This is a genomic window from Sphingobacterium kitahiroshimense, from assembly GCF_025961315.1.
In the GTDB taxonomy this organism is placed as follows: Bacteria; Bacteroidota; Bacteroidia; order Sphingobacteriales; family Sphingobacteriaceae; genus Sphingobacterium; species Sphingobacterium anhuiense.
In genome coordinates this window covers 1,747,071-1,761,943 of sequence record NZ_JAOQNK010000001.1, presented here as the reverse complement: position 1 = coordinate 1,761,943, position 14,873 = coordinate 1,747,071, and the positions used below count along the sequence as shown (strand labels likewise).

Annotated in this window: 13 protein-coding genes; all 13 read right to left on the bottom strand. The window is 37.5% G+C overall.

Annotation, left to right across the window (positions count from 1 at the left end; translation table 11 throughout):
• Positions 1-59 precede the first annotated feature (59 nt).
• Positions 60-806: a succinate dehydrogenase/fumarate reductase iron-sulfur subunit gene (locus M2265_RS08030; protein WP_132771104.1), complete on the bottom strand. Its 747-nt coding sequence runs from the start codon at positions 804-806 to the stop codon at positions 60-62.
• A gap of 14 nt (positions 807-820) precedes the next feature.
• Entirely contained in the window at positions 821-2,734 is a 1,914-nt protein-coding gene (locus M2265_RS08025) for a fumarate reductase/succinate dehydrogenase flavoprotein subunit (RefSeq protein WP_132771105.1), read from the bottom strand.
• 23 nt (positions 2,735-2,757) lie between these two features.
• Positions 2,758-3,411 (bottom strand): succinate dehydrogenase cytochrome b subunit, encoded by a 654-nt coding sequence (locus tag M2265_RS08020; RefSeq protein WP_031287985.1) that lies wholly within the window; start codon positions 3,409-3,411, stop codon positions 2,758-2,760.
• 10 nt (positions 3,412-3,421) lie between these two features.
• Positions 3,422-4,852: an anion permease gene (locus tag M2265_RS08015; RefSeq protein ID WP_132771106.1), complete on the bottom strand. Its 1,431-nt coding sequence runs from the start codon at positions 4,850-4,852 to the stop codon at positions 3,422-3,424.
• A 15-nt stretch (positions 4,853-4,867) separates the two neighbouring features.
• Positions 4,868-6,019, bottom strand: a complete 1,152-nt coding sequence (locus tag M2265_RS08010) for a porin (RefSeq protein WP_132771107.1) — start codon at positions 6,017-6,019, stop codon at positions 4,868-4,870.
• A 403-nt stretch (positions 6,020-6,422) separates the two neighbouring features.
• Positions 6,423-6,989, bottom strand: a complete 567-nt coding sequence (locus M2265_RS08005; protein ID WP_132771108.1) for a TlpA family protein disulfide reductase — start codon at positions 6,987-6,989, stop codon at positions 6,423-6,425.
• An 8-nt stretch (positions 6,990-6,997) separates the two neighbouring features.
• Positions 6,998-8,101: an efflux RND transporter periplasmic adaptor subunit gene (locus M2265_RS08000; protein ID WP_132771109.1), complete on the bottom strand. Its 1,104-nt coding sequence runs from the start codon at positions 8,099-8,101 to the stop codon at positions 6,998-7,000.
• 11 nt (positions 8,102-8,112) lie between these two features.
• Entirely contained in the window at positions 8,113-11,289 is a 3,177-nt protein-coding gene (locus tag M2265_RS07995; protein ID WP_132771110.1) for an efflux RND transporter permease subunit, read from the bottom strand.
• 9 nt (positions 11,290-11,298) lie between these two features.
• Positions 11,299-12,687, bottom strand: a complete 1,389-nt coding sequence (locus tag M2265_RS07990; RefSeq protein WP_132771111.1) for a TolC family protein — start codon at positions 12,685-12,687, stop codon at positions 11,299-11,301.
• A gap of 118 nt (positions 12,688-12,805) precedes the next feature.
• The gene (locus M2265_RS07985) at positions 12,806-13,207 is read right to left on the bottom strand and encodes a hypothetical protein (RefSeq protein WP_132771112.1); all 402 of its coding nucleotides are present in this window, start codon (positions 13,205-13,207) and stop codon (positions 12,806-12,808) included.
• Between the two features lie 189 nt (positions 13,208-13,396).
• Positions 13,397-13,756, bottom strand: coding sequence for a DUF4180 domain-containing protein (locus M2265_RS07980; RefSeq protein ID WP_132771113.1), 360 nt, complete (start codon positions 13,754-13,756; stop codon positions 13,397-13,399).
• A 36-nt stretch (positions 13,757-13,792) separates the two neighbouring features.
• Positions 13,793-14,131, bottom strand: coding sequence for a n-acetylglutamate synthase (locus tag M2265_RS07975; RefSeq protein ID WP_132771114.1), 339 nt, complete (start codon positions 14,129-14,131; stop codon positions 13,793-13,795).
• Positions 14,128-14,427 (bottom strand): antibiotic biosynthesis monooxygenase family protein, encoded by a 300-nt coding sequence (locus M2265_RS07970; RefSeq protein WP_132771115.1) that lies wholly within the window; start codon positions 14,425-14,427, stop codon positions 14,128-14,130. Before M2265_RS07970 ends, M2265_RS07975 begins: the two co-directional genes overlap by 4 nt.
• Positions 14,428-14,873: the final 446 nt, after the last annotated feature.

Here is a 14,873-nt window from a genome sequence, read left to right as displayed (position 1 = left end):
TGATTCTTAAGGTCAATTTTTTTATGAACTGTAGTCCAGAATATTGGTATTTACAACCTTTATTTTTTTAATAGATGTGCTCGATTATATTCATAATTCATTCGTGCAATATTGAGTACTGAAATACCTTGTGGACATTCAACTTCACAGGCTTCCGTATTGGAGCAGTGGCCAAAGAGTTCTTCATCCATTTGATTCACCATAGCAATGACCCTGGTAAGTCTTTCTTCTTTACCTTGTGGGAGTAATACCATATGGTTGATTTTGGCTGATGTAAAAAGGGCCGCACTTCCATTTTTACAGGTGGCAACACAGGCTCCACATCCGATACAGGCAGCAGCATCAAATGCCGCTTCTGTCACTTGATGTGTTACGGGAATGGTCAGTGCGTCCGGTGCTTGTCCTGTATTGATTGATACAAATCCACCTGAAGAGATAATGCGGTCAAATGCAGAACGATCTACTTTTAAATCTTTTTTTACAGGAAATGCTTCAGATCTAAATGGTTCGATAAAAACCACTTCACCATCTTTGAAGGACCTTAAATGTAATTGACAGGTAGTGGTATTTTTCAGCGGTCCATGCGCAATACCATTTATCATCATACCACATTGTCCACAGATTCCTTCACGACAGTCGTGGTCAAATTCAACAGGTGTGTCATTCGCTAATATGAGCTTTTCATTTAATGTATCTAGCATCTCTAAAAAGGACATATGCGGATTGAGGTTTTCCAAAGTATAGTCTACAAGTTTGCCATCAGCATTTTTATTCTCTTGTCTCCATATTTTTAGATGTAATTTCATAGCTTGAATTTTAATTATTTATAACTACGTACAATTGGTTGAATGACTTCAAAAGATAGTGGTTCTTTATGAAGAATGGGAACAGATGCGTTGTTCCATTCCCATGCCGAAATGAATTGATATTCCGCATCATTTCTTTTTGCTTCGCCTTCAGCTGTCTGATATTCTTCACGGAAATGTGCACCACAAGATTCATTTCTAGTCAAGGCGTCATAGCACATTAATTCTCCAATTTCGAGGTAATCAGCGACTCTTCCTGCTTTCTCTATTTCTGTATTCATTGTTTCCTCATTTCCCGGAATATGAACATTTCTATAAAACTCTTCCCGTAATTTCTGAATCTCCAAGATTGCGAATTTTAATCCGGCTTCATTTCGTGCAAGGCCACAGTAATCATATAGTATTTTACCAAGAGTTTTATGGTAATAATCCACAGTTTTGGTTCCTTTGCTTTTGCTGAATTGTTGCAATTGTGTTCTGACTTCTTGCTCTGCTTTCTCAAATTCCGTATGATCCGTTGATATTTTTCCCGTGTGGATATCATCTGAGAGATAATTTGCTATGGTATAGGGAGCAATAAAATAGCCATCCACGGAGGCTTGAAGGAGAGAATTTGCTCCTAATCGATTAGCTCCGTGGTCTGCAAAATTAGCTTCTCCTAAAGCAAATAACCCAGGAATTGTCGTCATTAATTCATAATCTACCCAAAGTCCTCCCATTGAAAAGTGGGCCGATGGAGAAATCATCATTGGTACTTGATAAGCATTATAACCGGTAATTTTTTCATACATGTCGAATAAATTACCATACTTTTCTTTTATTTTGTCTATTCCTTGTTCTTTAATGGCTTTAGAAAAATCCAGATAAACGGCATTTTTTAGGGGACCGATTCCAAATCCGGCATCAATTCTTTCTTTTGCAGCGCGTGAAGAAATATCTCTAGGGGCTAGATTTCCAAATGCGGGGTATCTTCTTTCCAGATAATAATCTCTTTCTTGTTCTGGAATGTCATTAGCAGAGCGCTGTTCATTTTCTTTAAGTGGTACCCATATGCGTCCATCATTTCTTAAAGACTCGGACATGAGTGTTAATTTAGATTGATAATCTCCAGACTGCGGTAATGATGTCGGATGAATCTGAATCCAGCTTGGGCTGGCCATTAATGCACCTTTTTTATGCGCTCTCCATATAGCAGAACCATTGCAACCCATCGCTAAAGTCGAAAGATAATAGATTTTCCCATAGCCTCCAGTAGCCAGTACAACAGCATGTGCGGCATGGCGTTCAATCTCGCCGGTATCTAGATTTCTGATAATTACACCACGCGCTTTTCCTTCTATAATCACTAGATCTAACATTTCATGACGGGCATGTAATTTGACTGTTTTTTTTCCGACTTGACGCATAAGTGCTTGATAAGATCCAAGTAGCAATTGCTGTCCGGTCTGTCCTCTTGAATAAAATGTTCGGCTTACTTGAACACCACCGAAAGAACGATTGTTGAGATAGCCTCCATATTCTCGACCAAACGGGACACCTTGAGCAACGGCTTGATCGATGAGATTGAGGGAACATTCAGCCATTCTGTATACATTAGCCTCTCGCGAACGAAAATCTCCTCCTTTTAAAGTATCAACAAACATCCGGTAGATGCTATCGCCATCATTCTTATAATTTTTTGCGGCATTGACACCGCCCTGCGCCGCGACAGAATGGGCGCGTCTTGGACTGTCTTGAAAACAAAATGATTTTACATTATAACCCATTTCACCCAATGATGCAGCAAGAGAGCTTCCCGCTAGCCCAGTTCCTATTACGATGACATCTAGTTTTTTACGGTTTGCCGGATTGACTAATTTTGCAGTTTTTTTATAGTTTTCCCATTTTTTCTCTAAAGAACCTTCGGGGATTTTTGCATCTAAATTCATATTCTTAAAATATAAAGGTTTAGCTATTGTGTCAAATAAATGTAGATGGGCATCATAGCAAACCCTACACTAATAATAATGGAGTAGGCTATGCCACAGGTTTTGATCCACTTTACATATTTTGGATGAAAGAGCCCTAAAGTACGAATGGCACTATGTACACCATGAATGAGGTGGTAGCATAATGCAACCATAGATAAGACGTAAATGAGCACATACCACCATTCTTTAAATGTGGTTACTACCAAAATATAAAGATCTTTATTACCATTGCTATCTATTGGTGGACTCCCGAATTTATAGACGTACCAAAAATTTTGAAAATGAATGACTAGAAATATTAAAATAATGGTACCTAGAATACCCATGTTGCGACTATACCATTTACTCGCCCTTTGTCTTTGATCACGTTGGTACTGTTTTCCGGATTTTCTATTTTTAAGGGTAATGACCAAAGCATCCAGGGCATGTATCAGAATGCTTGAATAAAGTACATATGAAACTATTTTTATTAAAATATTACCAGATAGAAATTGAGAATAGGCATTGAACTGTGTATGGGCCTGTTCGGAAGGTAAAAACAGTTGCAAATTTCCTAAAAAGTGAATGATAAGGAAAAAACATAGGAATAAACCTGTCAAACACATTACTAATTTTCGAGATAGGGTTGATAACATAAGCAAAGAATTAATAATAACCGATTATTTTCATCCACAGACCACCAACTGCCATGTAGATCACGAGTAACAGCACTCCAATTTCAAAACCCTTTACCCACCATGACTTGAGATCTACATAGCCACTACCGAAATAAACAGGAGCAGGACCATGTCCATAATGTGTAAGGACACCATATATAGATCCTACGAAACCAAGCATCATCGCCAATAGCATACCTGGTATACCTAAGGAAACTCCTACTCCGAGCATAGCGGCGTACATTGCCGCAACATGTGCAGTGGCACTGGCAAAAATATAATGGCTGTAGAAATAGACTAAAATGATGACAGGAAAGGCAACAATCCAATTTAATCCGCCGATCTCCGTTTTGATCAAATCACTGAACCAGCCAATAAAACCAAGTTCATTTAAAGAGCTGGCCATCATGACAAGTACTGCAAACCACACAATGGTGTCCCATGCTCCTTTCTCTGATTTTACATCTTCCCAAGTCAGGACAGATGTGAGCAATAACAGTGTCAGTCCAATAAATGCTGTAGTTGTGGCATCTATGGATAGTGATCCTCCGAAAATCCATAATCCCAACAATATAAAAAAAGCAAGTAACATCAGCCATTCATTTGTTTTTATAGCACCCATTTCTTTTAATTTTTCAGTAGCCATCTTAGGTGCATCAGCAGTTTTTTTTAGTTCTGGTGGGTATAATTTGTATAAAACTAACGGAACAATAAAAAATGCAACAATTCCGGGTACAAATCCAGCTGCAGCCCACGACATCCAAGTGATATTTATACCCAAATCTGCAGCGAATTTCTGACACATGGGATTACTCGCTGTTCCAGTAAGAAACATTGATGAGGCAATGAGGTTCATGTAATAACTATTAAGCGTTAAATATGAACCGATTTTTTTATGAGTGCTCGGATCTTCTGGCAGAGATCCAAAACTAATAGCCATTGATTTCATAATGGGGTAGATGATACCTCCACCACGGGCAGTATTACTAGGAATAGCAGGAGCAAGACAAACGTCTGCAAGCCCCAATCCATAAGCTAATCCCAAAGAACTTTTTCCGAATATTTTGATAAATATAAATGCTATTCTATTTCCTAAGCCGGTTTTAATAAAACCTCTTGCTATAAAAAATGAGATTCCTATAAGCCAGATTACTTTATCACCAAAGCCACTTAATGATTTGGTAATGGATAGAGAGGCATTACCAGGAGCTAGAACCTGTGTAAAAGCGGTGAACCCAATGGCCAACATACACATGGTACCCATAGGAGCAGCTTTTAGTATGATACCCAGGATTGTTGCCGCAAATATAGCAAATAGGTGCCAAGCCTCGGGTGACACACCCTTTGGTATAGGTATAAACCAAATAATCAATGCGAAAGCAAAGGTTATACCCATCTTTTTAATGTCCACTTCTTTCATATTTTCTGTTTAAGGTTATAATCGACTTTGTACTTGTAAAATGAACAAATTACCATTGTATTTGTTTGTACTTTCAATTTGATGTTTATAATAATCCATCTGCATACCCATTTGTATTCTAGCCCCGTAGTTTTTGAGAAATTCCAAGCTTACCATAGGAACTAAAGACTGTCTGGGATTAGATTTTTGTCTGAAATCAGTATCTAAGTATTCATATCTACAAGAAAACTCAATAGCTTTCAGGTTTTTATAATCAATTTCATAACGCATATTCGGTAAGAAGTAAGCTCCTCGCATTTGGTATTGATAAATATCTTGTAGTCGCTCTGTTTCTTCGAGACTGAAGTATAGATTGTGATTAATCGCCTGCTTAGCTTCGATCTGAAAATCTATATTCCATTTATGTGCAAGCTGAAATTTAGACGATACATCAAATGCTAAAGCATGTACATTTCTTTTAAACACGGTACCCGTACCACCGTTTAAACCAATACTGAAATCATATTTTTTTGCCAGATCAAATACGATCCTTGTTAAAAATTGTTTTCCATTATCTTTATCCGAAACCTGATTTTTTCCATTTCCATTCACAACAGAAACGGCATAACGCATTGGTATGGTTCCTAACGGTAATGTACCGCCTACGGAAGCCCCAATTTGAAAACTTGTCCAACCATTTTTTCCAAATTCGGTATATTGGTTAGACCATTCCAATGATTTGATGATATCCACGGGATAAGTTTCTTCTAATCCAAACCAAGGTCTGAACTGTCCAACGGTAATGGCAACTTTGGGATTAAAACTGTACCGTAGGTAAGCGTTCTCTAAAACTCGGGTCTTGGGATCATTTTTAAAATCAGCAAAATTTGCTAAAGCAACAACTTCTACTCTTCTGCTAATTTGTCCTTTGAGTTGCGCGCGCATGTATTTGAGCGAAAAGGAATTATTTGTGCCCTTATCATCTGTATGGTGAAGGCCTTCTACATCAACATTTTTTTTAAGACTTGTTGTAAACCTTCCTTGAAAAAGCCCCTTGAACTGAAATTTGGGGTAACTTTCTAAAATTTCTCCTTGCGTACTATCGGGCACTTGGGCGCGAGCCGATATACTGTATAAAAGTAAAAATCCAATTAAAGTGCATGTTGGAAAAGGTAAGTTTTTTTTCATATAAAATAGTTAATGTAAAAGAACAGGGAATTATGAGCTATAAATTTTAATCTATAGCGCGTATTTTATAGTCTATTTGGTTACTAATGAGCACAACTTGCTTTGCTCATATATAAAAATAAGGAGATAAATCTATATAATGAAGGAAAAAATATAATAATTCAATATTTTTTTAAGTTCAAAGATTATTTCATGCTGTTTTGTAAAAAAGTCTAGCAAAAGTGCTTTCTTATTGTTTAATATAGAAGTAACATTTCTTTGCTGTGCTTGAGCATTGGATTCTTTTGATTGCTCACTTCGGGAGAAGTAAATTAATGAGTATAAAAAAAGCCTTCATCGTGGACAGATGAAGGCTTTTGGTCTCACTATATTAATAATGAGCTACATTTTTTACAATAAGGTATTAATTGCTTTGAATAAGCTCATTCAAAGATTTTGCTATTTCAGGATCTGCGTAATCACGCCCACCTTCCATACGATCTACCATCTCTCCCTTTTTGTTAATGATTACCGTAGTTGGTATTGCATTTCCTAAGAAATCTTGCGGAATATCGCCATTTGGAATATACACTTGTAAATCATATTTATTTTCGGTCATAAATGCTTTTGATTTTTCCATCGTGCCATCTACATCTACCATTAAAAATACGATCTCATCATTACCCTTGAAGGATTGTTTTAAAGTGTTGATAGAAGGCATTTCATGAATACAGGGAGGGCACCACGTCGCCCAAAAGTTAATGAATACCACTTTACCTTTTAGTGAGCTTAGGGTGATATCTTTTCCATCTTCATCTTTAAAGCTAACCTCGTTTGCTTGGATAGCTTTAGTAGCCACTGTACTATCCTCTGCTGTTTCGTCCGACTTTGAATTTTGCGTGTCTTTAGTTTTTGAATTGCAGGATATAGCTGTAATGCTGCATGCAATCAAAAGCATGCCGATCATTTTCCTATTGAATTGGATTTTCATATTTATTTCTATTTGTTTATTTTTCCTTCTTTAATTTCTTCTGATGGCTTTAATATGATTTGACTTTCTGTCGAAATTTGGCCAAATACTTCCGTTAACGTATCCAAATGTACGCCTTCCTTGACAGGAATGCGTTTAATTTCTTGATCGTCTAATATAAGTATAAAAGTGCCAGCCTGTGTCGTTAGAACACTTTTTTTAGGTACCCAACTAGATGGAGTCTTACGTTTTAGTTTTAATTTAACTTGTGCATAGTCGCCTCCTTGTAATTCGCGTGATGGATTGTCGACATCAAATTCTAGTGTAAGTGACCGATCTTGCTGATTCAGTAATCCTGAAGTACGGGATAATGTTGTCTCAAATGTTTTTCCAGGCTGTGAACTTACGGTGAAATTCGCTTGGACACCTTGCTGAACAGAAGCCGCATGTTTTTCTGGAAGTGACAAAGTTAAGCGTAATTTATTACCTTGTGCCATCATGAACAGCGACTGGTTGGATGAAGTTCCTGCCAATGCTCCTACGGAAACATTTCGCTCTGTAATGACGCCATCGAAAGGGGCAGTGATACGCAGATATTGCTGTAATTGTGATGTATGGGTCGTACCAGCTTTAGAAGCTTCGTAAGCTGCACGTGCACTTTCAACAGAACTTTTTGCTCTGTCTAATTCAATTGCCGCTACAGCACCGGCTGTCGCTGATGCATCTTTCAAACGATCATATGCTTGTTGTGCAAAGAGGTAATCGTTATATATCTTTTGCTCAGTAGCTTTGTCAGAAAGATATCGTTGATTCATTTCAGGGGCCTCTAGTATCGCCAATAGCTGTCCTTTACGTACATGATCACCACGGTCTACATATAACTGTTTTACAAATCCTGATACTTTTGCAAAAACAGCCACCTGTTCATAAGGTTTCAGTTCTGCTGGAACTGAAATCTCATATTCCGGATTTATGAACTGTACCGCCACAGTACTATAATTTATTTGTTTGTCCACCTTTTTATTCTCTTTTTTAGTTTTTTGTTCTTGCTGAGCGCATGACATACATGTAATTAGGAGCAAAGCAAAGCCAGTTAAACTTGATATTTTATATTTAGAGATTGTCGTATTCATGATGTGATATTTTATAGGGATGATGTTTTTTTATTAGAATAATACTGACTTGTCTCATCATCAGGATCTAGAGATGGGCTACTAACTGATGTTCTGGACATGAGTGAAGAAAAGAAATGCGGTAGAAGCAGTAAAATAACAATTGTAGATGCAATAAGACCGCCAATAACAGCTCTACCGAGAGGTGCTACTTGTTCGGCGCCATCTCCAATACCTATCGCCATAGGCAACATACCGGCAAGCATGGCCGCGGCAGTCATTAATATCGGACGCAATCTTGACGAAGCAGCTAATCTTGCCGCGTTTGTAGGTTTTAAGGCCATGTTTCTTCTGTAATATTCAGCTTGATTTATGAGCAATACGGCATTGGATACCGATACACCAATGGACATGATAATACCCATATATGATTGTAAATTAAGAGTACTGTTCGTAAGAAATAATATAATTAAGCTCCCCGTAATCACAGCAGGAATGACTGATAGGATAATTAAAGGAACTTTAAAAGACTGGTAGTACGCAGATAACATCAAGAAAATAGCAATAATAGCTACAGCTAATCCTGTCAAAAGATTGCCTAATGTGTCGTCAAGAAGTTGCATTGTACCTTCAGTCCATATACTAACACCACGTGGAGGTTCGCCCGCATCTTTTATAGCTTTTTTTACGGCTGTAGAAGCTGTTCCCAAATCTTGATTGTAGACATTTGCTATGATCGTGACATATCGGTTAGGACCTTTGCGGTTTACTTGTGCCGGAGCGGTTACTCGGCGAACAGTAGCAATATCTTCAAGTACCGGACGGAGGTTTCCTTTCTTTAAAGGAAGCGATTTAAGCCTTTCTTCTGATGACATGATATGCTCGGGGATCTGAACCTGAACTTGAAAAACAAGCCCCGATTTCGGATCTACCCAAAGATTTTTATCTGTAAAACGGGTAGAAGAGGTGGCGGTCACTAAGCTCTTCGTAATTTCCTGCATGGTCAATCCAAACTGTCCGGCCAAGTCACGGTTAACTTCAATTTCAAGAGTAGGGTAGGCGATTGGTTCAGCAATTCGTACATCTCGTAAATAAGGTATTTCTTTCAAATTCGATTCAATTTTCGAAGCATGTGTATTTGCTGCTTTAAGCTGTCCGGCACCAACTTTAATTTCAATGGGCGTCATAGCTCCCTGTCCCATTATTTTTTCTGTCAGTTCCATCGGTTCAAAATTGAACTTTATCTGTGGATGATTCTGAGTTATTGAAGTTCTTATTTTTTCTTTCAGGTCCTCCATAGATCCAGCATACAAATTTTGATCTACGGATACTTGCAGTACCGCTTCATGTGAAGAACTTGTGAACAGAAAAATAGGATTGATCGGGGATGTAGCAGGTTGCATGCCTACGAAAGCAGAAGTTATCGCTATGCCATCTTCAGGAAGCTGTGTTTTGATAGCATCAGTAATGGAGTTGACGATCTGTTCTGTTTTTTCGATTCTGCTTCCTTGTGGGGCTTGTATACGTAATTGGAAGTCACCACTATTTGATACAGGCATGACATCGGTTCCGACGAAATTTAATAATAAACCGATTGTTCCCCCAGAAAGTACGATATAGAGTAAAAAAAGACCAAGTGATTTTGCGGACCACTTACGCATTCTGTAAGAATAATTTACTCTGAATTTCTCAAAAAAAGCTTTTTTTCTATTCGTTTTACTTACAATTTCCTGTTTATTTTTCATTAACCAATTCGCCAAAATAGGTACGAATGTTTGAGAGGCAATAAAGGATGCTACCATTGCAAATGCTACAGCCATTGATAAAGGAATAAACATGTCCTTAGGAATACCGGTCATAATGAAAGCAGGAGTTAACACTGCTAAAATGCAAAGTAGAATTAAAAGCTTTGGAACAGATATTTCAAGCAACGCATCTAAAATAGCGCGCTGTTTTCCTTTTTTCATTTCCATATGTTGATGGATGTTTTCGATCGTCACTGTAGCTTCATCGACAAGAATACCGATCGATAGGGCTAAGCCGCTTAGTGTCATGATGTTGATGGTTTGTCCAAATAGGTAAAGAACCATAACAGCCGAGAGTATAGCGATCGGTATTGTCAGTACTACGATAAAAGCCCCCCGCGTATCTCCTAGAAATAAGAAAATCATCAATCCCGTAAAAACAGCACCGAGTATGCCTTCATGTATCAGATTAGAAAGTGAGCGCTCAATGTATTTGGATTGATCAAACTCGTAACGGACATCCACATCTTCCGGAAGTTGATTCTTTAATTTATCCATGGACGACTTTAAATTATTTACAGCATCTAGTGTAGAAGCATCTGCTTTTTTGATGATAGGCAGGTATACGGAGCGTTTCCCGTTGACCAATGCATATCCCACTGTTTGATCTGCGCCATCTGACACTGAAGCGACATCTCTGACATAGATGGTACGGTTGTCAGTGGTCTTGATCGGTGTATTTAAAAACTCCTCCGGATTTTTAGCGATTGAATTAATTGGAGCCATTAAATTTTCATCGCCTATACGGATATTTCCGGCAGGAGAAGGAATACTGCTTTTGGTGATGGCAATTGTAATGTCTTCGGCACTTAGTCCGCTGGCCTGCATCGCTTCGGGATCAATATCGACGACAATTGAACGCGCATTACCTCCAAAAGGTGCGGGTGCGGTGATCCCGGGGATTTCGACAAACATCGGTCTGATTTTGGTTAATACAAGTGTCTGTATTTCATTGATCGAGAGTTTGTCACTTTCAAAGACCAACTGACCTACCGGTAATGAACTTCCATCAAAACGGACTACCATCGGCGGTACTGCACCAGCAGGTAGAAAGCCCATCGCTCTTGAAACTGAAGTAGATACTTCTCCGGCTACTTGTGCCATGTTGGTACCTGGATAAAAGGTAAGCTTCATCAGGCTGAGCCCCTGTACACTTTTAAAGTCTATATTTTTAACACCGCTGACAAATAGGAGCACCTTCTGAAATTCATTTGCCATAAATCCGTCCATATAGGCCGGGGATAATCCGCCATAAGGCATAGCGATATACATAGCCGGTAATTCAACTTCAGGAAAGATGTCTACATTGATTTTTTTTATTGTGCTATAAGAAAAAAAGGCAATCGTAATGACCGCTACCATGATAGCAATGGGTTTCCTGAGCGCAAATCTTATTAGATTCATATCTATATATTAAAGGTTATTAAACAGATAATCGAAATTGGCCGTTAGCTCTGACTCATATGCCAGTAACATCCAATACGAACGGGAGGCTTCGATATGATTATTCTCGGCCTGTTCAAGTAAAATGCGGATCTGTAATAATTCACTAAGCGTGATCAGTCCACTTTTATAACGGGCTAGATACATACCATAAGCATCTTGTGCCTGTTTAACGGCGATTTGAGATTTTTGTAACTGCTTATATTGCCAGTGGCTTTTTGTTTGAGATGCTGATAGATCTGCTTCCATCGCATCCTGATATTGCGTTTGCAATAATTTAGCGCTGTTGGCCTCTTCATTTAATCCTTTACCTTTTAATCGGTTTGTATATAAACTTGTTATATTCCATGTTATGCCTATACCGACAAGCATATTATTCGTGTTATTTCTAAAACCGTCTTGCCATGCACTTGAACTTTTACCATTGGAGTTAACACCTGTTCCTCGGTAAGCATAGCCACCTAGTAGCTTTAATGATGGCATCGCTGCTCTCTTTTGGGCTTCTCCGCTTTGCGTATAGTATTGCATCTGTTTGCCTAATGCAGCTAATATTGGATGACTGTCGTTGATGCCCTGACTAGCATTTACATCCTGACTTTCCATAGGAGCTGAAAAATGCCGAATGGATGAACTGTACATAACAGTATCTTGATCATATAGTTCTTGGAGTTTGATATAGGAAGCATACTTATTACCGTTCCATTTATCATGCTCACCCATAGCCTGCACATAAGAAGAAGTAGCCAAAAGACTATCTGCCGCAGGTTTAAGACCCGAAGCCGCTAAACCTGAACTGATTTTACGGATATCATCTAAGCGTTCCGTATTTTTTTTAGACCATTCTAATTTTGCATGATTATAAAGCAATGTGATGTAGCGTTCAGAAAGTACTTTTTTGAGATTTAGGATGTAAGCATCCTGTTCACTAACTTTTTTCTGAACTAGCGTTTCTGCCACTTCATTTTCTTTTTTAAGTCTACCAAAGGTGAACAATTCCCATTCAACAGTAGCCGAAGCAAAGCTATTTGCTGCTAAACTGCTTCCTTCTAATGCTCCAGGATTACCGCTTACATTAAAAAAACCGGGCTGCGGAAAGAAAGCTCCGGCACTCCCTTCATAAGTGCCATAGGTGTTTTGAAATTGTGTTTTTACTTGTGGAAGATGAGTACTTTTTACAGCTTTGGCATTTAGCTCGGCCGCATTTATAGCAATTTTTTTAACAGCTATTCCAGGGTAGTTTTCTTCCACCTGAGACCATAAACTGCCCAGTGTGTTTTCTTTTTTTTGCTGTCCGTATAAGGGTAGCACGGATGCAAGGGCAAGCCACATACATATAGCTGCCACTATGTCTTTTATCATAATGATATTATGTTTTTGAAAAGCCGTTGAAATAACAACAAGCTGTCTAGAATAAAATAGAAGTTTTGCCTATTGAAAAGTAATGATCAATAGGATTATAGGAAGGTAAAAAGAAGTACTAAATTTGGAGATTGCGATCTCTTATAAAAATAGGAATGGAGCCTGATAGTTTCAGATTACCATAATTGGGGTGTACTTGTTGACTGCGGATAACAATGTTAAGCAGCAACATAAACGCAAGGGTAAATAATACAAGTGGAGTAAAATCACCAACATGAAAAGAAACAGCTTGTGATATCTGTGTATCTGTGCTTTCACTATTGATACATTTTTCAGCTACGTTGCTGGAAAATAGATTTCCATTTTTTATCGGAGCTTTTGTTGTATTACTTGTTATATCTGCCCAGCTTTTAATGCTACTTTTTATTGCACAGGAAGTCAACAGTACACAAAAAACCGTTGCAACGACAAATAAGATGCGTTGCGATTTTCTTGTGATATGTAGTCTAAAGCGGTTCATATAAAGGTAAAGCTAGGGCTTTTTATGCGAGCCAGCAAATATTGGGTGGTGTTTTTTTCATATCTAACAGTTTTGTTGCTGAAGCAGGTTTTTTCTAAAAAACAGAAAATTTAAATTTTATACTTCATTCAAGCTTATGAATAATACTTGCATTGCCAGTGAAAGTTCAAAATCACTCCTTCATGTTTTTTATTTTGCAAGAAGTGATAGTGCCTCCTCTAGTGTTTTTACAAAATTAACCTGTCTTCCTTTATTACTTTCATATATGAAATCAATTATGCTTTTGGAAGTGAATTTTGAAAAATCACCTATGATAATGATTTGCATGCGGTAATTAGAAAACTTTTGCAATACCTCTCCTGCGATTTTATTTTTGAGATCAAAAAAATCTGATATCAAATTTTTTTCGTGTACGATTACTTTAGAGAGATCCTCATAATAAAGATTTCCTATTAAATCTACGGCATCATCTGCCGTTTTTATGACTACAGCCTCGGAAATTAATTCTGCTACTTTAATGTGATTGATCTGGTGGAACGTGAAATTCATTATTTATTGTTTTAGTATTGGTATTCAAGATATGGTTTACAATTCTTCAATAATAGACTGCCCTAAAGATAGGTCTCCCGAAGTCCATTGCCAGCGTTCATGTAATCTTATCTTTCCATTCGGTAAGATTTCAGGTTTAGATTTACAGATTCCAGTCATTAATTTTCCTTCTCTATTCACCTGTTGATAGCGCATATCAATTTCCCTCTGCTCATTCACGATACTAATCAATTGACCATGGATGATTTTACCTCCATTATATTGAGCTGTTACAATAGAGTCAAGCTGTTTATAGTGGAAAACTGTTTCATGGGATGTTTCTCCATTATTGCTATTGTTTACAGCAGAAAAACGTTTGTTATTATAATTTATCATATTTTTTGAGGTAAATCTTCGTAATGAAAAACTTGAGGAAAGGGATCATAATAGTCGTGAAGCAGCTCTTTCCATTTTAAATATTGCGGAGACTGGCGGAATCCAATTTCATGTGCTTCTACAGAACTCCACTCCACTAGAAGTACATACTGGTTTTCTACCTCGATACATTTTTTTAGTGAATGCCTTATATAGCCGTCAATAGTTGCAATATATTGGCTGGCTGTGATGAAATCATTTTCAAATGCAAGCTGCTTACCTGCTTTTATATGTAATATCGCTAATTCTAATATCATCGGTTTGTTTAAATTATCAGTGAAAATCAAATATCATTGTGAATTGTTCTTAATACAAATTGCAATAAAAACACGTTGAAGTCTTTTATTATTAATATTGCAATTTAAAAAATATTTGATAGAATAAGATATATAGGCTACTGTGATATAGATGGAGTTTCTTTTTTGGATAGAGCGAGGGATTTGAGCCTTGTTCGTAACTCCTTGGTTTTGTTTCTTTTATAGTGCCTGGTTTTTGGGGGGCTCTAAAAGGTTTCGCTAAATCCAGTTTTCGTTTTCTACTTCTGATTTCTTATACAAAGATACGATATGAACAACATTATTTGATGTTTTAATTCTACTTTATACTTGTGTAGATGTTTGTATATTAATCTTTTTGCATTTGATTTTTTATATTTGGGTATACATGATTATAGTAAAAAATAGTCTTTTTAAAGATTGGCGAG

Excerpts from the sequence above, each read along its gene's own strand:
- M2265_RS08030 (WP_132771104.1), bottom strand. The coding sequence starts at position 806 with ATGAAATTACATCTAAAAATATGGAGACAAGAGAATAAAAATGCTGAT.
- M2265_RS08025 (WP_132771105.1), bottom strand. The coding sequence starts at position 2,734 with ATGAATTTAGATGCAAAAATCCCCGAAGGTTCTTTAGAGAAAAAATGG.
- M2265_RS08020 (WP_031287985.1), bottom strand. The coding sequence starts at position 3,411 with ATGTTATCAACCCTATCTCGAAAATTAGTAATGTGTTTGACAGGTTTA.
- M2265_RS08015 (WP_132771106.1), bottom strand. The coding sequence starts at position 4,852 with ATGAAAGAAGTGGACATTAAAAAGATGGGTATAACCTTTGCTTTCGCA.
- M2265_RS08010 (WP_132771107.1), bottom strand. The coding sequence starts at position 6,019 with ATGAAAAAAAACTTACCTTTTCCAACATGCACTTTAATTGGATTTTTA.
- M2265_RS08005 (WP_132771108.1), bottom strand. The coding sequence starts at position 6,989 with ATGAAAATCCAATTCAATAGGAAAATGATCGGCATGCTTTTGATTGCA.
- M2265_RS08000 (WP_132771109.1), bottom strand. The coding sequence starts at position 8,101 with ATGAATACGACAATCTCTAAATATAAAATATCAAGTTTAACTGGCTTT.
- M2265_RS07995 (WP_132771110.1), bottom strand. The coding sequence starts at position 11,289 with ATGAATCTAATAAGATTTGCGCTCAGGAAACCCATTGCTATCATGGTA.
- M2265_RS07990 (WP_132771111.1), bottom strand. The coding sequence starts at position 12,687 with ATGATAAAAGACATAGTGGCAGCTATATGTATGTGGCTTGCCCTTGCA.
- M2265_RS07985 (WP_132771112.1), bottom strand. The coding sequence starts at position 13,207 with ATGAACCGCTTTAGACTACATATCACAAGAAAATCGCAACGCATCTTA.
- M2265_RS07980 (WP_132771113.1), bottom strand. The coding sequence starts at position 13,756 with ATGAATTTCACGTTCCACCAGATCAATCACATTAAAGTAGCAGAATTA.
- M2265_RS07975 (WP_132771114.1), bottom strand. The coding sequence starts at position 14,131 with ATGATAAATTATAATAACAAACGTTTTTCTGCTGTAAACAATAGCAAT.
- M2265_RS07970 (WP_132771115.1), bottom strand. The coding sequence starts at position 14,427 with ATGATATTAGAATTAGCGATATTACATATAAAAGCAGGTAAGCAGCTT.